The sequence below is a fragment of the Stenotrophomonas sp. 71799_Sma genome (assembly GCF_056482505.1).
The window spans coordinates 1382322-1404684 of the sequence record NZ_CM151202.1; the positions used below are offsets into that span (position 1 = coordinate 1382322).

The 22363-nt window shown below is 67.4% G+C and carries 18 protein-coding genes; 5 read left to right on the top strand and 13 right to left on the bottom strand.

All coding sequences use genetic code 11. From position 1 onward, the window contains the following. Positions 1-45: 45 nt before the first annotated feature. From ACZK4Z_RS06415 to ACZK4Z_RS06455, 9 genes are all read right to left on the bottom strand, one after another. Positions 46-762, bottom strand: coding sequence for an MtnX-like HAD-IB family phosphatase (locus ACZK4Z_RS06415; RefSeq protein ID WP_032127528.1), 717 nt, complete (start codon positions 760-762; stop codon positions 46-48). A 174-nt stretch (positions 763-936) separates the two neighbouring features. Then, a complete protein-coding gene (locus ACZK4Z_RS06420; protein ID WP_125894494.1) occupies positions 937-2139 on the bottom strand; it encodes a DegT/DnrJ/EryC1/StrS family aminotransferase in 1203 nt (400 codons plus the stop codon). 10 nt (positions 2140-2149) lie between these two features. Then, positions 2150-2548 carry a DMT family transporter gene (locus ACZK4Z_RS06425; RefSeq protein WP_125894491.1) on the bottom strand — a complete coding sequence of 133 codons (399 nt, stop codon included), beginning with the start codon at positions 2546-2548 and terminating at the stop codon, positions 2150-2152. Then, the gene (locus ACZK4Z_RS06430) at positions 2545-2904 is read right to left on the bottom strand and encodes an EamA family transporter (RefSeq protein ID WP_012479558.1); all 360 of its coding nucleotides are present in this window, start codon (positions 2902-2904) and stop codon (positions 2545-2547) included. Before ACZK4Z_RS06430 ends, ACZK4Z_RS06425 begins: the two co-directional genes overlap by 4 nt. Before the next feature lies 1 nt (position 2905). Next, a complete protein-coding gene (locus ACZK4Z_RS06435) occupies positions 2906-3742 on the bottom strand; it encodes an alpha/beta hydrolase (protein ID WP_010483180.1) in 837 nt (278 codons plus the stop codon). A gap of 79 nt (positions 3743-3821) precedes the next feature. Continuing rightward, complete coding sequence (locus ACZK4Z_RS06440; RefSeq protein WP_125894489.1) at positions 3822-5201, bottom strand: sensor histidine kinase; 1380 nt, start codon at positions 5199-5201, stop codon at positions 3822-3824. Next, positions 5198-5881 carry a response regulator gene (locus ACZK4Z_RS06445; protein WP_014646433.1) on the bottom strand — a complete coding sequence of 228 codons (684 nt, stop codon included), beginning with the start codon at positions 5879-5881 and terminating at the stop codon, positions 5198-5200. The genes ACZK4Z_RS06440 and ACZK4Z_RS06445 overlap by 4 nt, the downstream gene beginning before the upstream one ends. A gap of 134 nt (positions 5882-6015) precedes the next feature. Then, the gene (locus tag ACZK4Z_RS06450) at positions 6016-7143 is read right to left on the bottom strand and encodes a metallophosphoesterase (protein WP_071228483.1); all 1128 of its coding nucleotides are present in this window, start codon (positions 7141-7143) and stop codon (positions 6016-6018) included. 73 nt (positions 7144-7216) lie between these two features. After that, the gene (locus ACZK4Z_RS06455) at positions 7217-7666 is read right to left on the bottom strand and encodes a winged helix-turn-helix transcriptional regulator (RefSeq protein ID WP_049399611.1); all 450 of its coding nucleotides are present in this window, start codon (positions 7664-7666) and stop codon (positions 7217-7219) included. A 77-nt stretch (positions 7667-7743) separates the two neighbouring features. On the opposite strand from ACZK4Z_RS06455, the gene ACZK4Z_RS06460 reads away from it, so the two are divergent. Next, positions 7744-8961 (top strand): MFS transporter, encoded by a 1218-nt coding sequence (locus tag ACZK4Z_RS06460; protein WP_125894487.1) that lies wholly within the window; start codon positions 7744-7746, stop codon positions 8959-8961. Between the two features lie 95 nt (positions 8962-9056). Here ACZK4Z_RS06460 and ACZK4Z_RS06465 read toward each other — a convergent pair whose 3' ends face one another. Continuing rightward, positions 9057-10472, bottom strand: coding sequence for a GGDEF domain-containing protein (locus tag ACZK4Z_RS06465; RefSeq protein ID WP_125894485.1), 1416 nt, complete (start codon positions 10470-10472; stop codon positions 9057-9059). A 289-nt stretch (positions 10473-10761) separates the two neighbouring features. Here ACZK4Z_RS06465 and ACZK4Z_RS06470 point away from each other — a divergent pair, with 289 nt between their 5' ends. Together ACZK4Z_RS06470 and ACZK4Z_RS06475 are read left to right on the top strand one after the other, a co-directional pair. Next, entirely contained in the window at positions 10762-13011 is a 2250-nt protein-coding gene (locus ACZK4Z_RS06470) for a TonB-dependent siderophore receptor (RefSeq protein WP_125894483.1), read from the top strand. 180 nt (positions 13012-13191) lie between these two features. After that, positions 13192-14172: a cation diffusion facilitator family transporter gene (locus ACZK4Z_RS06475; protein ID WP_107432646.1), complete on the top strand. Its 981-nt coding sequence runs from the start codon at positions 13192-13194 to the stop codon at positions 14170-14172. Positions 14173-14210: 38 nt separating this feature from the next. Here ACZK4Z_RS06475 and nfi read toward each other — a convergent pair whose 3' ends face one another. Next, positions 14211-14885 (bottom strand): deoxyribonuclease V, encoded by a 675-nt coding sequence (nfi, locus tag ACZK4Z_RS06480; protein ID WP_125894481.1) that lies wholly within the window; start codon positions 14883-14885, stop codon positions 14211-14213. Between the two features lie 94 nt (positions 14886-14979). Between nfi and gpmA the strand changes: the two genes are divergently transcribed. Next, positions 14980-15729 (top strand): 2,3-diphosphoglycerate-dependent phosphoglycerate mutase, encoded by a 750-nt coding sequence (gpmA, locus tag ACZK4Z_RS06485; protein WP_004150217.1) that lies wholly within the window; start codon positions 14980-14982, stop codon positions 15727-15729. A 208-nt stretch (positions 15730-15937) separates the two neighbouring features. Further along, positions 15938-18031, top strand: coding sequence for a M13 family metallopeptidase (locus ACZK4Z_RS06490; RefSeq protein ID WP_125894479.1), 2094 nt, complete (start codon positions 15938-15940; stop codon positions 18029-18031). An 87-nt stretch (positions 18032-18118) separates the two neighbouring features. On the opposite strand, the gene ACZK4Z_RS06495 is transcribed toward ACZK4Z_RS06490, so the two are convergent. Both ACZK4Z_RS06495 and mfd read right to left on the bottom strand, forming a co-directional pair. After that, complete coding sequence (locus tag ACZK4Z_RS06495; protein WP_046983231.1) at positions 18119-18736, bottom strand: HD-GYP domain-containing protein; 618 nt, start codon at positions 18734-18736, stop codon at positions 18119-18121. Between the two features lie 44 nt (positions 18737-18780). Continuing rightward, positions 18781-22245, bottom strand: coding sequence for a transcription-repair coupling factor (mfd, locus tag ACZK4Z_RS06500; protein WP_125894477.1), 3465 nt, complete (start codon positions 22243-22245; stop codon positions 18781-18783). Positions 22246-22363: the final 118 nt, after the last annotated feature.

Genomic DNA, 22363 nt, shown 5'->3' on the forward strand with positions numbered 1-22363 from the left:
AGGACGTTCGAAAGAGGTAGCGGGGGCGTGCTTGGAAGGGAGTGCTCAGGCGGTGGCCAGCAGCAGGGGCAGTACGGCGGGCTGCGGGCTGGCGTCGATACGACGTGGCTGCAGCAGGCTGCCATCGAGCAAGCGCGGCAGCAGTGCGATTGCATCGTGGAAGGTATCGATGGCGGCATGCTCGATGCCGGCATGGGTGCAATGGGTGATCAGGCGACGCTTGGCGAACACGAAGTCGGCATCTTCGGAGACGCAGAAATCCGAACTGCCATCGCCGATCATCAGCACACGCGGTGCTTCGTTGGCGCGCGCCTGCGCAGCGCAGGTGCACTTGCAGGTGCCGCTGCGGCAGCCTTCGGCCTGGTAGGGCGATTCCAGTTCCCAGTGGTCATCGCACCAGCGCAGGTGGTTGGCCACCACCGGCAGTCGCGACAGGCCGTGGTTGGCGAGGATGCGGTGGATCGCATGGTCCAGGCCGTCGCTGACGATGCGCAGCGGCACGCCCAGCTGTTCGGCACGGCTGACAAAGGCGGCAAAGCCCGGATCGATCTGCACCTGGTCCAGGTGGGCGTCGAGCGTGGCCGGGTCCAGCTTCAGCAGCCTGACCTGGCCCTGCATGCATTCGCGCGAGCCGATCTTTCCCGCTTTCCACTGGTCTTCCAGTTCCTGCCAGCCCGGCTGGCCGTATTTCTCCAGCAGCGAGTCAATGACATCTTCTAGGCTGATGGTGCCGTCGAAGTCACACAGGATGCTCCAGTGCATGGGCAGGTCCGTCGATGAAAGGAACGTCCGGCGCGATGCCGGGCCAGGCTCAATGTAGGCAGGCAGCCTTTCTCGTTCCTTTCCTGTTGAAAGCCTGCATTGCAGGGCGCGGAAAGCGTTCAGGAAGGTGCATGGATGAATGCGTGAGGCGCACTCCATCCGTGCGTCCTGGCGTCACGCGCGGGCCAGTGCCCGCAGTATTTCGGCGGTCTCTTCACGGGTCTGCCAGGCGCTGTTGCCGAGGGTCAGCATGCGTGCGGCGAAGTCGCGTGCGTTGGGCATGTCGTCCTGCGGCACGATGCCGCGCAGGTAGGCATAGCCGGGCAGGGCATGGATGAACATGCGGCTGGCGCCAAGCCCGCGTGGCCACAAGTCCTTCAGTACCGCATCGCGGGCGCGTTGGCTGGGCAGCAGCAGCATTAATAGTGGCCAGGTGCCACCGCTACCGGCCAGCCCATCGACCACCTCAACGGCGGGCAGCTGTGCCAGCTGCACCCGCAGCTGCAACGCACGCAGCCGACCGGCCTGAAGGAATGCCGGCAAGCGCCGCGCGGCATGCGCGCCGATGTTCTGCCGCCACTGGCTGACCCGGTGCTGCGGGATATCCAGCGGGAAAATGTCACCGACCGCATCTTCCAGATCGCCACGCTGAAGCGCATTGCGCAGTGGATTGCCATACACCAGTGACAGCAGCGAAGGGCGATAGCAGGCAGCAAGGCCCAGCAACTGCAGGCTCCGCAGCAGCTCCCAGCGCAGGCTGGAGCGAACGTGCTGGACGGCATGTTCGGCCAGCGCAGCACGCAGTTCGTCATCGCGGCTGACCAGCAGGCCGCCTTCATGCAGGCTCAGGCCCTTGCCGGCGGCCAGGCTGAAGAATCCGATATCGCCGCGCAGGCCGACACTGCTGTTGCCGACCCGTGCGCCGAGTGCCTGCGCGGCATCTTCGATCACCCAGGCGCCGGCGTTGCGGGCGACTTCGCAGGCCAGCTCGACATCGGCAATGCGCCCGCCCAGGTGGGTGGGCAGGATCGCCAGCGTGCGCGCATCGGCCAGCCGCTTGAGCTGGCCGGGGTCGAAGTCGAAATGACCGCGCCGGGTATCGCACAACTGCACGCGCAGGCCCAGGCTGTGCACCGCGATCGGCACCAGCGGGCAGGTATAGGCCGGCATGATCACGGTGTCGCGCTTTGGCGCACGCTTGCGCAGCGTGCGCAGGGCGATCAGCAGCGCGTGCGTGCCGGAACAGGTCAGCTGCAGCGGCGGTGTGCCGAGCTGGCTGGCAAGGATGTCACGCAGGTCGCCGCCACCGGGAAGGAAATCGCTGGCCTGCATCGGCAGGCCGGCGGTTGGTGGCAGTTCGCGCGCGAACAGGCTCATCGCAGCGCGCTCACGGGGTGCTTTCGGCAGGGCTGTGCGGGTCGTGCGCCTCGGCGCGGCCGAGGCAGACGATGCCGGCCACGATCAGTACCGCACCGAGCAGATGGTGCAGGGTCAGCGGCTCGTTCAACAGCCACGCCGACAGCAGCAGCACGCTGATCACTTCCAGGTGCGAGGCAGCAAAGGCGGGACCGATCGGCGCATGGCGCAGCAGGCTCATCCAGGTGAAGAATGCACCCACGTAGCCGAGGATGGCGCCGTAAACCCACGGCTGCGACAGCACGCGCAGCAGCCAGGCGGTGTTGGCCTCGACCGGCAACGCGGCGTCACCGGCGTACTTGAAGCACAGCTGGGCCAGCGTGTCGAACGCCATCAGCAGCGGGAAGCCGATCACATACAGGCGCCTCATGAGCCGGCCCCCACCACGGCTACGCCGGCGGTGACCAGCAGCATGCCGGTCACCCGCAGCGGCGTGAGTTTCTCGCGGAACAGGAAACGGCCGGCGATCATCAGCGCGACGATGTTGATCGAGCCCAGCAGCACGCCCTTGGACAGCGGCACCAGCGACAGGAACGCGATCCAGGCGACGAACTCAAGCACGTAGCAGGCGATGCCGATCCACAGCCAGGGACGGCTGAGCATGTGTTTCCAGCGCTGCAGTCCTTCGCCCTCCTGCGGATCGCTGGCGGCGGCCTTGAAGGCGAGCTGGCCACCGGTATCGAGCACGACATTGGCCAGCCACAGCAGCGTGGCAAGTGCCCCCATGTCAGGCCACCGCCTTGAGCACGCCAGTGCGTTCACCGATTTCGGTGAAGAAGCGCGCGCTGCGGCGGATCACATCGCGGCGTTCGCGGTCGATGGTGATCATGTGGTAACTGTCTTCCAGCACCACCAGTTCCTTCGGGCCGCTGACCCGCGACATCACCAGCTCGGCGTTGCCCATGCTGGCCACGTCGTCCTCGCGGGCGTGCATCACCAGGCACGGCGCGGTGACCTGGTGCAGGTGGCGGCGGGTCCAGTTGCTCAGGGCGCGCATTTCGGCCAGGGCGTGCCAGGGGTTGCCCGGCAGGCCGGCGGCGGCGCTGTCGCCGGACAGCATGGCGGCACTGACCTGTGCACGCAGGCGCTCGTCACGCAGGCCGTACGGCGGTTCTTCCATGAACATGCGGTCGCGGCCGATGTTGAAGCGCTTGAACCACGGCAGCAGGAACGAGAAGCGGGCCACGGCGGGGATGTTCCAGCCGTCATAGCGGAAGGTGGCGCCGTACACGCCAACCCCGGACACCCACTCGGGGCGACGTGCAGCCAGTGCCAGCGACAGCACCGCGCCCATCGACAGGCCGCCGACGAACAGCTGGTCGACCTTGCCGCGCAGGGTTGCCGCCGCATCTTCCACGCCCTGGTACCACTGTTCCCAGGTGGTCGCCAGCAGGTCATCCACGCTGCCGCAATGGCCGGGCAGCTGCACACCGTGCACGGTGAAACCGGCGTTGTTCAGCCCTTTGCCCAGCATGCGCATTTCCGCCGGGGTGCCGGTCAGGCCATGGACCAGCAGCACGCCCTGTGGGCCACCGGGGAGGAAGAAGTCGTGCGATTCGGTCACCTGGCGGCTCCGGGACGGCAGTGGGGATGGCAGGATCGCAAGCGCGATTTTCGCCAGCCTTTCAGCGCCCCGGGCCGGGTCAGGGCGCCTTCAGCAGCGGCAGCGTGATGGCGACCTTCAGTCCGCCACCTGGGCGGTTCAGGAAGCTCAGGTGGCCGCCGAAGTGCTCCACCGCCTCGTGCGCGATGGCCAGGCCGAGGCCGGTGCCGCTGGCAGCGGTGCCCGGCGCCCGGAAGAAGCGCTCGCCCAGCCGTGGCATCACGTCGTCGGGCACGCCAGGGCCGTTGTCTTCCACATACAGTTCGACATCATTGTCGTCCAGCGCGTGCACGCCCACCGTGACGGTTGCATTGCGGCCGGCATAACGCAGGGCGTTGTCGATCAGGTTGTCCAGCGCTTCCTGCAGCATGGCGCCGTTGCCCAGTACACGCAGCGGATGGGGACTGCCGCGGTAGCCCAGATCGATGCCATCGCGGATCGCCTCCGGTACGCGCATGCCGACCCACTGCGGTACCAGCTCGCACAGGTCCAGTGCCTCCACGGTATCGGGCACGGTCTGCGCCCGGCTCAGTGCCAGCAGCTGGGTGCTGACCCGGGCGGTGCGCTGGTTGAGCCGGCGGATGTGCTGCAGCGCCTCGCGCACTGTATCGGGGTCGCCATGTGCCAGTGCCTGGTCCACATGCAGGGCCATGCCCGCCAGCGGCGAACGCAGCTGGTGCGCGGCATCGGCGATGAAACGGTTCTGCAGGGTGATCATTTCCGCCTGGCGGGCAAACAGATCATCGATGGTGCTGATCAGTGGCTGGATCTCCTCGGGCACGTCGGCATCGGAGATCGGCGCCAGTTCGCCGCGGCGCTGGGCCAGGCGGGTCCTCAGCGGGGTCAGGATACGCAGGCCATAGGTCACGCCGAACCAGACCAGCGCTGCGGTACCCAGCGCCAGCATGGTCATCAGCGGGATGATGATCATCAGGATCTCGCGCGCACGCTGCCGGCGGTCGGCCATGCTCTCGGCCACGGTCACCGCCAGCTGGTCCTGCGGATCGTTCATCGCCTGCGTGCAGACGGTGGCCATGCGCACCTGCTGGCCATTGAGGTTGCCGTCGTACAGCGCCGGATGCACGCCGGTGCAGTCCTGCGAAGGGGCGTACGGGCTGAAGTCTGCATTGCCGCTGAGCGTACCCATGCGGCTGCTGTCGACGTTGAAGTAGCGATGGCCGTCGGGGTCGTACTCGATCAGGAAGCGCGCCTGCGGAGACAGGTCGCTGGTCACCGGCATGGTGCTCAGCATCTGCGCGAACGAATGCGTGTCGTCGATCAGGTTGCGGTCGTGGATGCGGTTGGAATAGTCCAGCGCAACGTAGTAGGCCAGGATCGTGTTGAAGGTGAGCAGGCCCAGCATCGGCAACGCCAGGAAGGCGAGCAGGCGCCGGCGCAGGCTGGGTGGTCCACTGATCACGGGGCGCTGTCGTCCTGCGCGTCTTCCAGCATGTAGCCCAGCCCGCGCACGGTGCGGATGCCCATGCCGCCGGGCTGCAGCTTGCGGCGCAGGCGGTGCAGGGCGATGTCCAGGCCGTTGTCTGTGAGGTCCTGGCCCCAGTCGCACAGCGCTTCCACCAGTTGCGCGCGCGACACGATGCGCTCGGCGCGTACCGCCAGTGCCGATAGCAGGCCGAACTCGCGCGCGGTCAGTTCCAGCGACTGGTCGTCGATCCACACCCGGTGCCCGGCCAGATCGATACGCAGGCGGCCGATGCGCAGGTCCGGGTTGCCATTGCTGGTGACCCGCCGCAGCTGCGCACGCACGCGTGCTTCGAACTCGTCCAGCGCGAACGGCTTGACCAGGTAATCGTCGGCACCGAGGTCGAGCACGCGCACGCGCTCGGCCAGGCCGTCGCGGGCGGTCACCACCAGCACCGCCAGGCCATCGCCGCGCTGACGCAGGCGCTGCAGCACATCGCGGCCATCCAGCTGAGGCAGGCCCAGGTCCAGCACCAGCAATGCGTACTGGGTCGAGCCCAGTGCCGCGTCGGCGTGCGCACCGTTGTCGACGTGGTCAACCACGTGCCCCTGCCGGCGCAGCGAGGCGCACAGGCCGGAGGCGATATCCGGGTCGTCTTCAGCAATCAGAACGCGCATGCGCGGGGGCTCCTGTAACGGTCAGGCCCACCGGATGGATGGGGTGGGCCTCTCTCGGCTGCCGAGGGTAGCCGCAAACCGGGTGAAGGTGGAGCGCGCCGCCGCCGCCCGGTGCCGTCGCGCTGTCCCTTCATTCAGTCCTGCAGGCCCGGCTCACCTGGCGCCAACGGCACCCGCGAGCCATCCAGCAGGCCACGGCTGAGCCTGCCATTTTCGATGAACAGCAGTTCGCCGTTCTCGCCGTTCTTGATGCTGCTGTCGATGGCGATCACGCGGTCGCCATGGAAGCTGCTGACGTGTGGCATCGAGGTGTGGCCGACCACGATGCGTTTGAGCTGCAGGCGGTCGAGTACGGTCTGCACCCCCGCGGTGTCGAGGCGGCCATCAAAGTAGCCGCGGTACCAGATCGGGCTGGTCTTGCCGTCATACAGCGGTGCGGTGGCCGGGTCGGCCTTTACTTCGGCCTTGGGCAGGCCCAGTGACGCCTGGTAGGCCGCATTGGTGCGCGCCGGGTCCAGCGCCAGCTGCACTGCCTCGGGCGAAATGCCGCCGTGCAGGAACAGGGTGTCGCCGATCTTCAGCAGCACCGGGCGGGTGCGCAGCCACTGCCCGATCACCGAATCGGCACCGTACAGCTGCGGGTAGCTGCGGCCGAGCAGCTGCGCGCTGCGCAGGTACTTCGGGTTGACGTAGCGCAGGTCGTCGTACAGCACCATGGTTTCGTGGTTGCCGAGCACGAAGTGCACCGCGCCGCCGGCGGCGGCCGCCTGCTGCTGCAGGCCATACAGCAGCCAGAAGGCCTCGGTCACCTGCGGGCCGCGGTCGAACACATCGCCGGCGATGACCAGCGTGTCCTTGCCCAGCGCCCAGCGATCCTGGGCATCGATGACCTGGTGGGCGCGCAGCAGGCGCACCAGCAACCCGTACTGGCCATGGATGTCGGACAGCGCAACGATGCGCGGCACGGCCGGCAGCACGGAAACCGAAGGCGCATTCGGGGCAGCCACGTGCACCGTGTGCTCGTAGCCGCAGCGCGGGGCGATGTCGGTACCTGCGGCCTGCGTGGCAAGCGTGTGCGACTCGACCTTGTCGTCGCAGATCCACTTGGCCTGCAGCTGGTCGCCCTGGCGGAACACATAGGGTCCATCGGCCTGCACGTGGTCGGCGGGCGCGGCAACCTCGCGGGCCTGCGTGGTTGCTGTGGCGCAGGCCAGCAGCGGCAACAGCAGGGCGGTCAGCAGGGAAGGGCGATCGCGCGACATCGGCGGCATCCAGTGGCGGAAAGACCCGATGCTAACCGGCGCGGGTGTTCGTCGGTGTGCGCGAATGGGCGGATCAGGTGTCGCGCCCGCCGTCCCTGAGCTTGCGCACGCGGGTGGCGGTGGGCTGAAGTGGCTGGCCGTCGCGCCCGCGCGGCTGCATGTAGGGCAGCGGCCGCCGCGTCGCCGATTCGATCAGCTGTGAATGGGCTTCACCGGCCTCGAAGCGATGGCGTTCACCCCATTGGCGCAGCGCGACCAGCAGCGGGAACAGTTCCTGGCCAGCGGCGGTGAGCACGTATTCCTGGTAGGCCGATCCATCGGAGGCCGGCTGCAGCTGCAGGACGCCGGCCTCTACCAGCCGGCGCAGGCGGTCGCTGAGGATGTTGCGGGCCGCGCCGAGGCTGCGCTGGAAATCACCGAAACGGGTGACGCCATCGAAGGCATCACGGATGACCAGCAGCGCCCAACGGTCACCGAGCAGATCGGCGCTGCGGGCGACGGGGCAGGGGCTGTCGGCGTGCATGGTGGACCTCTCTGATGTGGTTGCAGTTTAAAACCAATGGCAGTAGCCTGCATCAAGTTTCAAATTGCAACCACATCATGAGTGCCATATCGCTTCCCCGCCCGCTGCTGGTCCTGCTCGCGGTTGCCGCAGGTGCCAGCGTTGCCAACGTCTATTACGCGCAGCCGCTGCTGGATCAGCTTGCACGCGCCTTTGCGCTGGACCGGGCCGTGGCTGGCGCGGTGCTGGCTGCTACCCAGGCCGGTAGCGTGCTGGCGTTGCTTGGCCTGCTGCCGCTGGCGGACCGTGGTGACCGGCGACGCCTGCTGCGGCTGCAGTTGATCGCATTGGTGCTGGCGCTGCTGTGGCTGGCAGCGTCACGCACGGCGGGCTGGCTGTTGTCGGGCATGCTGCTGGCCGGCTTGCTGGGCACGGCGCTGACCCAGGGCCTGATCGCCTATACCGCCATGCTGGCACCGCCCGAGCAGCGCGGTCGCGTGGTCGGTGTGGTGCAGGGTGGCGTGTTCATCGGCCTGCTGCTGGCGCGCGTGGTGTCCGGTACGGTGGCGGCGGCCTTTGGCTGGCAGATGGTCTACCTGTTGTCAGCGATGGTGATGGCGGGGTTGGCGGCGCTGCTGTGGCGGCGCCTGCCCCCAGTGCCGGTGCCGTCGGTTCCCCCACGCTGGCGCGAGCTGCTGGGCTCGATGCTGGGCATGCTGCGCCGCGATCGAACGCTGCGCGAGCGTGGGCCGCTGGCACTGCTGCTGTTTGCCGGCCTCAATGTGTTCTGGGCGGCGGCACCCTTGCCGCTCTCGGCGCCACCGCTGCATTGGTCGACCGCCGCCATCGGTGCACTGGGCCTGGCCGGGGTGATCGGTGCGCTGCTGGCGGCGCGGGTAGGGCACTGGATGGACCGTGGTTTCGCGCATCCGGTCAGCGTCGGTGCGCTGTTGTTGATGCTGGTTGCGTGGTGGCCCTTGCTGGGCCTGCCGCAGTCGCTGTCGTTGCTGCTGTTGGGCGTGATTGTGCTCGACCTGGGTGGGCAGGCACTGCACGTATCTAACCAGGCATTGCTGCTGCGCGCGCCGGCTGAACAGCATGGACGCCTGGTGGCTTTGTACATGCTGTTCTATGCGGTGGGCAGTGGTGCCGGTGCAGCGGCCGGGCCGTGGATGCAGGCGCGCCATGGCTGGCCGGCGGTATGCCTGTTGGGGGCGGGCATCGCGTTGCTGGCGCTGCTCTGGTGGGCAGCGTGGTGGGTGGTGGCGGTGAAAGCAGCGGCCGGCGGCCGTATCGGTAGTGCCGGCTGTCAGTAGAGTCGACTGTCAGCCGATTGCTCTTCGCCCTGCGCGCGAAAAACCCCGCGGTGCGCGCGATAGTCGACCCGCGGTCGACTCTACCTGTCCTGCCGTCATCGCTGCAGTGCGCGCCGTCCCGGCGCTTCCTGCAGGTCCGCACTGGCCACCACCACGCGGTTGCGGCCGCTGCGCTTGGCCTCGTACATTGCCGCGTCGGCACGGGCCATCAGCCGCTCGTAGTCCGGATGACCGTCGTGGCCGGCCACGCCGATGCTGGCGGTCAGTGCCAGCACCTGGCCGTTGGCCAGTGCCACCGGCGACTGTGCGATCTGCCGCCGCAGGCTCTCGGCGATCACGGTCGCCTGCGATTCGCTGGCAGCCACCAGTACCACCACGAATTCTTCGCCGCCATAGCGGAACAGGTAGTCGCTGCCGCGCGTGAGCTGGCCGAGCAGGCCGGCGACGTGCTGCAACGCGCGGTCGCCGGCATCGTGGCCGTGGCCGTCGTTGATTGCCTTGAAGTGATCCAGGTCGAGCAGCAGCAGCGAGAATGGTGTGCGGTTGCGTGTGGCCAGCTCGATTTCCCGGCGCAGCACGGTGGGCAGGAAGCGACGGTTGAGCAGGTTGGTCAGCGCGTCGCTGCCGGCATCCAGTTCGCCGATGCGCTCGAACAGCAGTGTCATCAGGGTGCGGATGGCGGCCAGGTCCTCGCGGATGGCCGGCAGCACCGCCAGTCGCTGCGCCGGAGCATCGCCGCTCGCGCGCTGCAGGTGGCCATCAATGCGGGCCATCAACTGGCCCACCTGCTGCGTTTCGCTGCTTTCGCCGAAGCTGGGGATGCCCTTGTGGGTGAACCACAGGCCGAACTCCGAGGTAGCCAGGCTGGCGTTGTCGCTGGCCTGCACGTGGCCGGCCAACGCGTAGAGCAGGGCGTTTTCCCAGTCCAGCAGCAGTGCGCGCTGGCGCTCGCGTTCGGTACCGACGTTCTGTACCAGCGAGAACAGCCGGTAGGCGGCGTCGGCACGGGTGGAGCGCTCGCGCGCGTGGGTGTAGGCCAGGGTCATGCCTTCCATGGCGATATCCATGATCGCGCTGAGGCAGTCGATGGCGGCAAATGCGGTGTCGCTGTCCGGTGCATCGTCGCGCAGGCGCACGAACAGTTCGTGCTTGAGCACACGCGCACCGCGGGTAACCAGGTCGACCGGAATGCCGACGCGGGCGTGCACGTCGCCGATGATCCGCTGCGAGGCCACGGTGTTGGCGATGCCGCTGGCATCAGTGGTCAGCAGCTGCGCCAGCCAGCGCTGCATGGCCGGCTGCAGGCGCTGCTTGACCTGGTCGTGGGACAGGAAACGGCGCGCACGGGTGTCCTGCAGCAGTACTTCGTAAAAGCGCTGGGCCAGCGCGGGTGGGGCATCGGTAGCAGCGGCCGTGAGCAGCGCGGTGGCGGCAGGGCCGGCCTGCAGCAGACACTGCTGCCAGGCCTCGGCCAGCGGCTGGCTGGCATCGTCCAATTGGGGTGGTTCCACGTCGATCTCTGACTGCGTACGGCAAACCACGGGTATCGGCCGCGGCGGCATACGGTTGATGGCGGGTTAGCCGGCCAGTTTACGCGCGGTGCAGGGTTGCACGGTGCGCAAACCACATCGGCGCCGCTGCGGCAATGAGTGAACGCATTTGAGAATCAATCGCATTGATGGGAGAATGCGCGCACGGAACGGGCTGCAGGTGCCTGCTGCAGGACTGCTCCGCCTCCCCCTCGTCGTTGCCTCAAGCCCTTTGCCAGAGGCCCCGTAGCCCTGCCAGAAGGTCCTGATCATGTCCCCTGCCGTTGTCCTTTCGCCGCGCCCGCTGGCGCTTGCCGTTGCCGCCCTGCTGGCCGGCAGCGCCCTGACCGCCCACGCCGAAACCGACGCCACCGATATCGACACGGTGCACGTCACCGCCTCGCAGATCGCGCGCCAGGCCCTGGGTACCTCGACCATCACCGCAGAGGACATCGCCAGGCGCCCGCCGGCCAACGACATCGCCGAGCTGCTGCGCACCATGCCCGGCGTCAACCTGACCGGCAACAGTGCCTCGGGCCAGTACGGCAACAACCGCCAGATCGATCTGCGTGGCATGGGCCCGGAAAACACCCTGATCCTGGTCGACGGCAAGCGCATCGGTGCGCGTGATGCCGTGCGCATGGGCCGCAGCGGTGAGCGCAATACCCGCGGCGATACCAACTGGGTGCCGGCGGAAATGATCGAGCGCATCGAAGTGCTGCGTGGCCCTGCAGCGGCACGTTATGGCTCGGGTGCTTCCGGTGGCGTGGTCAACATCATCACCAAGCGCCCGACCGGCGACCTGACCGGCGCGGTCGACCTGTATGGCCTGGTGCCCGAGCACAGCGCCGAAGGCGGCAGCGAGCGCGTCGGCCTGCAGCTGAGCGGGCCGATGACCGACACCCTGTCGTTCCGCCTGTACGGCAATCTCAACAAGACCGACGCCGATTCGCTGGAACTCAATCGTGACTTCGCGACGAATCCGAACGCGGTGCCGCCGGCCGGTCGCGAGGGCGTCAAGAACCGCGATGTCAACGCGCTGCTGCGCTGGGACGTGACCGCCAACCAGGTGGTCGAATTCGAAGCCGGCACCAGTCGCCAGGGCAACATCTATGCTGGCGACCGCGCGGTCAGCACCACCGGTACCTCGACACCGATCGATCTGGGGGCGTTGGCCGAGCAGCAGGCCGAGACCAACCGCATGTACCGCAACACCGGCGCGATCACCCATCGCGGCCGCTGGGGTGATGTGACCTCGCGGGTAACGGCTGCAGTGGAGGCGGTGAACAACTCGCGCATCAACGAAGGCCTGGCCGGTGGCCCGGAGGGCAGCTTCAACGGCACCGACTGGTCGACCTCGCGCCTGCGCAACTACCAGCTGGACGGCGAAGTCAGTTTCCCGACCACGCTGGGTGGTGCCGAGAACATCTGGACGCTGGGCTTTGAATACCTGGACAGCCGCCTGACCGACCCGTACTCGATGAGCCAGTCCAGCAGCAGCGGCGGCGGCATCCCGGGGCTGTCGGCCGATCGCGCACGCGGCAAGTCCGACGCGCAGACCACCGCCGTGTTCGTGGAAGACAACATCTACCTGGGCGAGCGCTGGATCGTCACCCCGGGCCTGCGCTTCGACCACCACAGTCAGTTCGGCAACAACACCAGCCCCAGCCTCAACGCGCAGTTCCGCATCAACAGCGACTGGGTGGTGAAGGGCGGTATCGCCCGTGCATTCAAGGCGCCGAACCTGTACCAGTCGAATCCGGACTATCTGTATTACACCCGGGGCAATGGCTGCCCGAATGCACTGCCGAGCCTGGGCGCCGGCTGCTACATGCGCGGCAACTCGGACCTGAAGGCGGAAACCAGCCTGAACAAGGAACTGGGTATCGAGTGGGCACCGCAGAGCGGCTGGCAAGCGTCGTTGACCTACTTCCACAACGACTACAAGGACAAGATCCAGGCCGGGTACAACCAGATCGGGCTGACCGCCGACACCAAGGGCCGCATCTTCCGCTGGGAGAACGCACCCAAGGCGATCGTGCAGGGTCTGGAAGGCAACCTGGTGGTCCCGCTGCTGGGCGAGCAGGGCAACCGCCTGAAGTGGAGCAACAACTTCACCTACATGGTGGAGAACGAGAACAAGAGCACCGGCCAGCCGCTGTCGGTGATTCCGAAGTACACCGTCAACACGATGCTGGACTGGCAGGCCACCGACAAGTTGTCGCTGCTGCTGACCGGCACCTTCTACGGCAAGCAGAAGCCGGCCACCACCAACATCAACAATGATCCGCGCTGCACCGGCACCTGCGATCCGTCGATCGCGCTGCAGGACCGTGGTGCGTACAACATCTGGGGCGTGAGCGCGCGCTACAAGGTGACCGAGACGGTCAGCTTCGGTTTCGGCGTCAACAACCTGGCCGACAAGCGCCTGTTCCGCGAGGCCAACAGCAGCGATGCCGGCGCGGCGACCTACAACGAGCCGGGCCGCGCGTACTGGGCCAGCCTGCGCTTCGGGTTCTGACCGCAGGCGGACGTCGGTCCGCTGCGTTCGCCAGGCGTGGCCTGGCGTTGCCGGCCGCGCTCCGGTAGCACCGGGCCATGCCCGGTGAGGGACCGCGTGGCCTGCAATGTTATAAACACCGTGATAGTTTCCCAACGCCCTCCGGCGTAGCCTGCCTCCCATCGCAAAGGAGCTGTTGCCATGGGCCACGACCACGATCACCTGCCATCCGAGATCCGCCACGAGAAACCCTTGTGGTGGGCACTCGGCCTGACCTCCACCTTCCTCGTCGTCGAGGTGGTGGGCGCGTTCTGGACCAACAGCCTGGCACTGTTGTCCGATGCGGCGCACATGGCCACCGATGCGCTGGCGCTGATGATCGCACTGGTCGCGGTGCGGCTGAGCCGGCGCCCGCCGGACGCGCGCCGCACCTACGGCTATGCGCGCCTGGAAGCGCTGGGCGCGATGATCAACGGCGCGATGCTGTTCGTGGTTGCCGGCTATATCCTGTGGGAGGCCATTGGACGTTTCCGCGAGCCGCAGGAGATTGCCTCGTCGGGCATGCTGGTGATTGCCGCGGCGGGCCTGGTCATCAATCTGATCTCGATGCGCCTGCTGCAGGCCGGCAGCGGCGAGAGCCTCAACGTGAAGGGCGCCTACCTGGAAGTGTGGGCAGACATGCTCGGCTCGGTGGCCGTGATTGCTGGCGCGCTGTTGATCAAGTGGACCGGCTGGAAGCCGATCGACCCGATCCTGGCGGTGCTGATCGGCCTGTGGGTGTTGCCGCGCACCTATGTGCTGATGCGCGAGGCGATCAACGTGCTGCTGGAAGGCGTGCCCAAGGGCATGGACGTGGCCAAGGTGCGCGACAGCCTGTCCGGCCACGCTGCGGTACTGGACGTGCATGACCTGCATGTGTGGGCGCTGGCCTCCAGCACCCCGGCGCTGACCGCGCACATCGTGATGCGCGACGGCACCGATGCCGATGCGCTGCGTCGTGATCTGGGCGGGCGCCTGCACGATGACTTCGGCATCGAGCACGTGACACTGCAGATCGAAGCGGACCACTGCGGCGAAGCCTGTGGTGAGCCGGCGCCGGCCAAGGCCGGCGAGCACGAGGGCCATGAAGGCCATGACCACGGCGAGGACGCGCAGGGCCACCGCGGCCACGTGCATCGCTGAACGAGGATGGCGACCGCGCCGGGTGATGCCCGGTGCGGTCATTCGTCCCGTCGCGAGGCCAGCCGATCCGCCAGCCGGGTCGGTTCCGGCAGCCGGTACCCGCGCAGGGTGCGCTGTACCCAGTCCAGCGCGGTATCCGCACTGACCCGATGGCCACCGGCCACGAACAGCGGCTTGCAGCGAATCTTGCTGCGCAGCACCCAGCCCAACTGTTCATCGCCATCCAGCAGCGGCGTATGCGCACCGGCCTCGGCGCCCGGTTCGACGAACCTGCCCACCAGCTTCGACTTGGCCACGCCGATGCTCGGCAGGTCGGTGACCACGCCCAGATGCGCGGCCACGCCCAATCGTCGCGGGTGGCTGATGCCATGGCCATCGACGAACACCAGGTCCGGCGTATGCGGCAGCAGCGCCAGCGCGGCCAGCAGTGCCGGCAGCTCGCGGAAGCTGAGCAGTCCGGGGATATAGGGCATCACCGTGGGGATGCGCGCGATCTCCTGCGCCACGGGCTGCAGCGTCTCTGCGTCCAGCAGTACCGCCGCGGCGCGGGTGATGGCGCCATCGTCCTCGAAGCCGACATCCAGCCCGGCCAGCCAGCGCACGTTGCGTGGCAGGCGGTCCTGGCGCTCCACGCGGCCAGCCAGCTGGATCTGCTGCTTGCGTGCCGCGGCGACGCTGCCTTCCCAGCGCCCGGGGTCGATCACCGTATTCATTGGTCACAGCATCGCATGCGCGGTGCCACGGCCCGGTGAGCGGCGCCCGGGGCTACAATGGCGGCCTGCCTTTCCTCGCGTTGGAGACCCTGCAGTGACCCGTAAACTCGTACTGTTGCGCCATGGCCAGAGCCAGTGGAACCTGGACAACCGCTTCACCGGCTGGGTCGATGTCGACCTGACCGAGCAGGGGCGCCGGGAAGCGGCTGCCGCGGGTCGCCTGATGCGCGAGGAAGGCCTGCAGTTCGACGTTGCCCACACTTCCGTACTCAAGCGTGCCATCCACACCCTGCAGGGTGCACTGGCCGAGCTGGAACAGGACTGGCTGCCGGTGAACAAGTCCTGGCGCCTCAACGAACGCCATTACGGCGGCCTGCAGGGCCTGGACAAGGCCGAGACCGCCGCCAAGCACGGCGAGGACCAGGTCAAGGTGTGGCGTCGTTCGTACGATATCCCGCCGCCGGCGATGGACCTGGAAGATCCGGGCCACCCGATCCATGACCGCCGCTACGCTGGCCTGGACCGCAACGCACTGCCGGGCACCGAATCGCTGGCCACCACGCTGGACCGCGTGCTGCCGTACTGGCACGACGCCATCGCGCCGCAGCTGAAGGACGGCAAGACCGTGCTGGTCACCGCCCACGGCAATTCGCTGCGCGCGCTGTACAAGTACCTCAACAACGTCTCGCGCGAGGAAATCCTCGAGCTGAACATCCCGACCGGCATCCCGCTGCTGTTCGAACTGAACGACGACCTGACGGTGAAGTCGTTCCGCTACCTGGGCGACCCGGAAGCAGCGCGCAAGGCCGCTGAAGCCGTGGCCAACCAGGGCAAGGCGAAATAAAACAGAAGGCCGGCGCAAGCCGGCCTTCGCTTTTTGTAGAGTCGAGCCATGCTCGACTGCTGTTGGCCTCTTGCCGCAAGGACAATAAACCCGGAACGGAGAGCAGTCGAGCATGGCTCGACTCTACATAAGCGCGTCCTGTGACCTTTGGCCGGTCCCACCGCAGGCCTCCCCGGCTACCCTGTGAAATTACCCGCAGGAGAGCCTCATGAACGTCCGCAACCTGGTCCCGCTGGGCCTGACCATCGCCATCGCTGCCTCACTGGCGGCCTGTGGCAAGAATGAAACCGCGCCGGCGGCCAGCGCCGACGCCAAGCCGGCCTTCGACCTGTCGCAGATCAAGACGCCGCTGATCTCGCTCAACAGCGCCGACCTGGATCCGGCCATTTCGGCCTGTACCGACCTCAATGGCTTCGTCAACAGCAAGTGGCTGAAGGCCAACCCGGTGCCGGGCGACCAGACCACCTGGGGCAGCTTCGAGATCCTGCGCGAGCGTTCGCTGGAAGTGCAGCACACGCTGGTGCAGCAGGCCGCCGCCAGCCAGGCCAAGGCCGGCTCGGTGGAAGCCAAGATCGGTGACATCTGGAAGACCGGTAACGACGAGGCCAAGATTGAAGCCGCCGGCCTGGCGCCGCTGCAGCCGCAGCTGGACAAGATCACCGCGCTGAACGACACCGCCGCCATCACCCAGTACCTGCGCGACAGCCAGGCCGAGGGCAAGGGCGTGCTGTTCTCGCTGTTCGCCAATGCCGACTACAAGGATTCGGCCAACGTCATCGCCTACGTCGGCCAGGGCGGCCTGGGCCTGCCGGAGAAGGGCTACTACTTCGACGATGCGCAGGCCAAGATCCGCGATGCCTACGTGGCCTACATCGCACAGGTGCTGACCCTGTCCGGCGTGGACGCGGCACGGGCCGCCGAGCAGGCCAAGGCCGTGATGGCCTTTGAAACCCGCCTGGCCAAGGCCTCGATGTCGCGCATCGAAATGCGTGACCCGGCCAAGCGCTACAACCCGCTCAGCGCCGCCGACGCCGACAAGCTGACCCCGAACTTCAGCTGGACCGCGCTGTTCGACACCCTGAAGGTGCCGGCCGCGCAGAAGTTCTCGCTGGCCCAGCCGGGCTTCTTCAGTGAAATGGACAAGATGCTGGCCGATACCATGCCCAGCACCTGGCAGGCCTACCTGCGCTTCCACACCATCGACGACGCCTCGCCGTACCTGAGCAGCCAGTTCGAGAAGGCCAACTTCGATTTCTACGGCACCACCCTGCGTGGCCAGAAGGAAATGCAGCCGCGCTGGAAGCGTGTGCTGGAGTCGGTCAACGGTGGCATGGGCGAAGCCCTGGGCCAGCTGTACGTCGACGCCGTGTTCCCAGCCGAATCCAAGGTGGCCATGCAGCACCTGGTGGAAAACCTGTCGCAGGCGCTGAAGGCGCGCCTGGAGCAGCTGCCGTGGATGGGCGAAGAAACCAAGAAGAAGGCCCTGGAGAAGTGGGCCAGCTTCACCCCGAAGATCGGTTACCCGGACAAGTGGCGTGACTGGGCGGGCCTGCAGACCAACGGCGACAGCTACCTGGGCAACATGCAGGCGGCGCGTGCGTTCAATTACCGCTACATGCTGGACAAGATCGGCAAGCCGGTGGACAAGACCGAGTGGGGCATGACCCCGCAGACCGTCAATGCCTACTACAACGCCACCAAGAACGAGATCGTGTTCCCGGCGGCGATCCTGCAGGCACCGTTCTTCGACGCCAAGGCCGATCCGGCGCTGAACTACGGCGGCATCGGTGCGGTCATCGGCCACGAGATGATGCACGGCTACGACGACTCGGGCAGCCAGTTCGCTGCCAACGGCAACTTCGACAACTGGTGGACCGACGCCGACCGCAAGGCCTTCACCGAACGTACCGACCAGCTGGTCGCGCAGTTCGATGGCTATGAATCGGTGCCGGGCGTGTTCGTGAAGGGCAAGCTGACCCTGGGCGAGAACATCGGCGACCTGGGCGGCTTGACCGTGGCCTACGACGCGTTGCAGATGGCGCTGAAGGAAGATCCGAAGGCGAATGTCGAAGTCGATGGTCACAGCCAGGACCAGCGCTTCTTCATGAACTGGGCTACCGTGTGGCGCCGCAACTTCACCGACGGTGAGCTGCGCGTCCGCCTGAACACCGACCCGCACGCGCCGGCCAACTTCCGTGCCAACGGCGCGCCGTCGAACATGCCGTCGTATGCCGCTGCGTTCCAGTGCAAGGCCGGCGACGCGATGGTGCGTGCCGACGACAAGCGCGTGGTGATCTGGTAACCGATCGCAGGTGATGCGTGATGCAGAAGGCCCGGCGAACGCCGGGCCTTTTGTTTGTCTGATCGGTAGCGCCGGGCCATGCCCGTCTCAGGCCAGCGCCGGCTCCTGCGCCAGCATGCGATGGAAGCGCTGCAGCACGTAGGGATCGATCAGGCCGCCGGATTGCTCGTCAATGATCCGCAGCACCTTTTCGTGCTCCATCGCGGTGCGGTAGGGACGCACGCTGGTCATCGCGTCGTAGGCATCGGCGATGGTGACGATGCGTGCACCGAGTGGAATGTCTTCGCCGCGCAGGCCATCGGGATAGCCACTGCCATCGAAGGCCTCGTGATGGGTGCGGATCAGCCGTGCCACCGGTACGGCATCGCTGCGGCCGGTGGCCATGAAAATGTGCTCGCCACGCACCGGATGCTCGCGCATGATCGCGCGCTCCTCGTCGGTATGCCGGCGTGGGGCCAGCAGCACATCGTCGGGAATGCCGATCTTGCCGATGTCGTGGAAACGGGCGGCCAGGCCGATCTGCGCGCAGGCTTCATCGTCGAGATCGCAGCGTGCGGCCAGGCGCTGCGCGAGCAGTCCGACGCGATCGCAGTGGTGGCGGGTGTAGGCGTCGCGCATCTGCAGCGACATCGAGAGGGCATCGATCAGGCAGGCCTGCGCGTGCAGCAGGTCGGGGGCGGGTACGGCGTCAGGAAACATGGTCATCCGCCCGCACCGGGTGGGGACCGGTGCGGGGTATTCGGGGGCGATCAACCCGGGGCGAGGGTGGTCAGAAGGGCGCGGGCCGCATTGAAGCGGTCTTCCGGCAACGGCAGCGGGTGCTTGATGCGCAGCTTGTCAGGCCCTTCCATGGCGTAGAGATTGGGTTGTTTCTGGATCAGCTGGAACACCGCCATCGGATCGATGTTCGGCTTGGACTCGAACACGATGCGGCCACCGTTCTCGCCCAGGTCCAGCTTGCGGATGCCCAGCGTATTGGCCTTCAGCTTCAGCTCGGCGATGGCGAACAGGTGCTTGGCCGCATCCGGCAGCAGGCCGAAGCGGTCGATCATCTCCACCTGCAGTTCGCGCAGCGCATCACTGTCGCGCGCGCTGGAAATGCGCTTGTACAGGGTCAGGCGGGTGTGCACGTCCGGCAGGTAGTCTTCCGGAATCAGCGCCGGCACATGCAGCTCGACCTCGGCACCGCGCACTTCCTCGCCGGCATCCAGGTCGGGCAGTTTGCCCTGCTTGATGCTGCGCACCGCGCGCTCCAGCAGCTCGGTGTAGAGGCTGAAGCCGACCTCGGCCATCTGCCCGCTCTGGTCCTCGCCCAGCAGTTCACCGGCACCGCGGATTTCCAGATCGTGCGTGGCCAGGGTGAAGCCGGCACCGAGCTCGTCCATCGACGCGATCGCTTCCAGGCGCTTTTCCGCATCCGGGGTGATCGAGCGGCGGTCGGGCGCCACCAGGTAGGCGTAGGCGCGGTGGTGCGAACGACCGACGCGGCCACGCAGCTGGTGCAGCTGGGCCAGGCCGAAGCGGTCGGCGCGGTTGATGATGATGGTGTTGGCGTTGGGGATGTCGATGCCCGATTCGATGATCGTGGTCGACAGCAGTACGTTGAAGCGCTGCTTCTGGAAATCAAGCATCACCTTTTCCAGCTCGCGCTCGGGCATCTGCCCGTGGGCGATGCCGATGCGCGCCTCCGGCACCAGCTCGGACAGCTCGCGCTGCATGCGGCCGATGCTTTCCACGTCGTTGTGCAGGAAGTACAGCTGGCCACCACGCGCCAGCTCGCGCTGGAAGGCTTCGCGCAGCAGCGCATTGTCCCACTGGGTGATGAAGGTCTGCACCGCCAGCCGGTTCGGCGGCGGCGTGGCGATGATCGACAGGTCGCGCAGGCCGGCCATGGCCATGTTCAGCGTGCGCGGAATCGGCGTGGCGGTCAGTGTGAGCAGGTGCACGTTGGCGCGCAGCGCCTTCAGTGCTTCCTTCTGGCGTACGCCGAAACGCTGCTCCTCGTCGACGATGACCATGCCCAGGTCCTTGAACTTCACGTCCGGCTGCAGCAGGCGATGGGTACCGACGATGACGTCGATGGTGCCGGCGGCGACCTTTTCCAGCTCGGCCTTGATTTCCTTGGTGGTCTTGAAGCGCGACAGCACCTCGACCTTCAGCGGGTAATCGGCGAAACGGTCGCGGAAGTTGCGGTAATGCTGTTCGGCCAGCAGCGTGGTCGGCACCAGCACGGCCACCTGCTTGCCGGCACTGGCGGCGGCGAATGCCGCACGCACCGCCACCTCGGTCTTGCCGAAGCCTACGTCGCCGCAGACCACGCGGTCCATCGGCTGGCTGCTGGCCAGGTCGCGCAGGGTGGCGTCGATCGCGGCCAGCTGGTCCGGGGTTTCCTCGAACGGGAAACCGGCCGCGAACGGTTCGTACATCGCGCGGTCTACCTGCAGCGCCAGGCCAGCACGGGCCTGGCGGCGGGCCTGGATCTCCAGCAGCTCTGCAGCCACGTCGCGCACCTTCTCGGCGGCCTTGCGCTTGGCCTTGCTCCACTGTTCGCCGCCCAGCGAATGCAGCGGCGCGGTTTCCGCCGAAGCACCGGAGTAGCGGCTGATCAGGTGCAGCTGGGCGACCGGCACATACAGGCGGTCGCCCTTGGCGTATTCGATTTCCAGGAACTCGCCGGGCATGCCGCCGACGTCCATCGCAATCAGGCCGCGGTAGCGGCCGACGCCATGATCCTCGTGCACGATCGGCGCACCCTCGGTCAGTTCACCGAGGTCGCGGATGATCGCTTCCGGCTCGCGGCCGGCACGGCGCGTGCGGCGGGTGCTGCCGGCGCGCTCGGGGAACAGCTGGCGCTCGGTCAGCACCGCGATGCGCGGATCGTCCAGTGCGAAGCCATCCTCCAGCGGCGCCACCGCGATCGCGAAGCGCGCATCGTCGGCGAGGAAGCTGGGCAAGTCGGCCACCACCGGCGGCTTCAGCTCGGCGGCCTGCAACACTTCCAGCAGCGCCTCGCGACGCCCGGGCGAATCGGCGGCAATCAGCACCCGGCCCGGATAATGGCCGAGGAAGGATTTCAGCGCGTCGCCAGTGGGGGCCTCGCGCGCGGCCACCGGCAGCGGCGGCAGCGGCTGGTCGCCCAACGCATGGGCATCGGCGATGCGCGCGTGGTCAGCCGACCACACTTCGATGCGCGGGGCATCGTTCAGACGCTCGCGCAGTAGTTCCGGCGACAGATACAGCGCCGACGGCGGCAGCAGCGGCCGTTCCACATCGTGGCGGCGCTGCTCGTAACGCTCGCCGGTCTGCGCCCAGAACGCCTCGGCGGCTTCGCCGGCACCGGCGCAGACCACCGGCAGGCTGCCGTCGGGCAGGTAGTCGAACAGGGTCGCGGTGCGTTCGAAGAACAGCGGCAGGTAGTACTCGACGCCGGCCGGGGCCAGCCCGGACTTCAGATCCTGGTACAGCGCGCTGCGCCGGGTATCGACATCGAAGCGTTCGCGCAGCGTGGCCAGCACGCGGGCGATGCTGGCTTCGTCCATCGGTACTTCGCGGCCCGGCAGCATGTGCACCGCCTCGACCTTGTCGAGCGAGCGCTGGCTTTCCGGGTCGAAGGCACGGATCGAGTCGATGTCCTCGTCCAGCAGCTCCACCCGCAGCGGCTCGTCGGCGCCCATCGGGAACACATCGAGCAGGCCGCCGCGCACGGCGAAGTCACCCGGGTCCATCACCTGCGGCACGTTGCGGTAACCAGCACTTTCCAGGCGACGCTTCTCGGCTTCCAGATCCAGGCGCTGGCCGACCTTCAGGTCGAAGCTGCCACCGATCACGTAGCTGCGCGGGGCCAGCTGCTGCAGCAGGGTCTGCACCGGCACGATCACCAGGCCGCGCTTCAGCGTGGGCAGGCGGTGCAGGGCGGACAGGCGCTGCGAAATGATGTCCGGATGCGGGCTGAAGCGGTCGTAGGGCAGGGTTTCCCAGTCCGGGAAGGCCACCACCGGCAGGGCCGGATCGCCGCCGAGCAGGGTCTGCAGGTCGGCTTCAAGCTGGTTGGCTCCGTGGTTGTCACGGGCGATCACCAGCAGCGGGGCGTCGTGCGCACGCGCGGCCTGGGCCAGATACCAGGCCAGGGCGGTCGGCGATGCGGGGGCGCGCCACCAGGCGCGGAGCTGGCCGGCGCGCGGCAGCGGCGGGGCGGGGTATGAGGTACGCGACATGGACCCCGGATTTTAGCAGAAGCCCGATCGAAGCCCGGCGAGTCGTGCCGGCCGTTGGCCGGCCGCCTCATGTGCGGTTGGGGGAACGCAATGCCGGCCAGCGGCCGGCACTACCGGA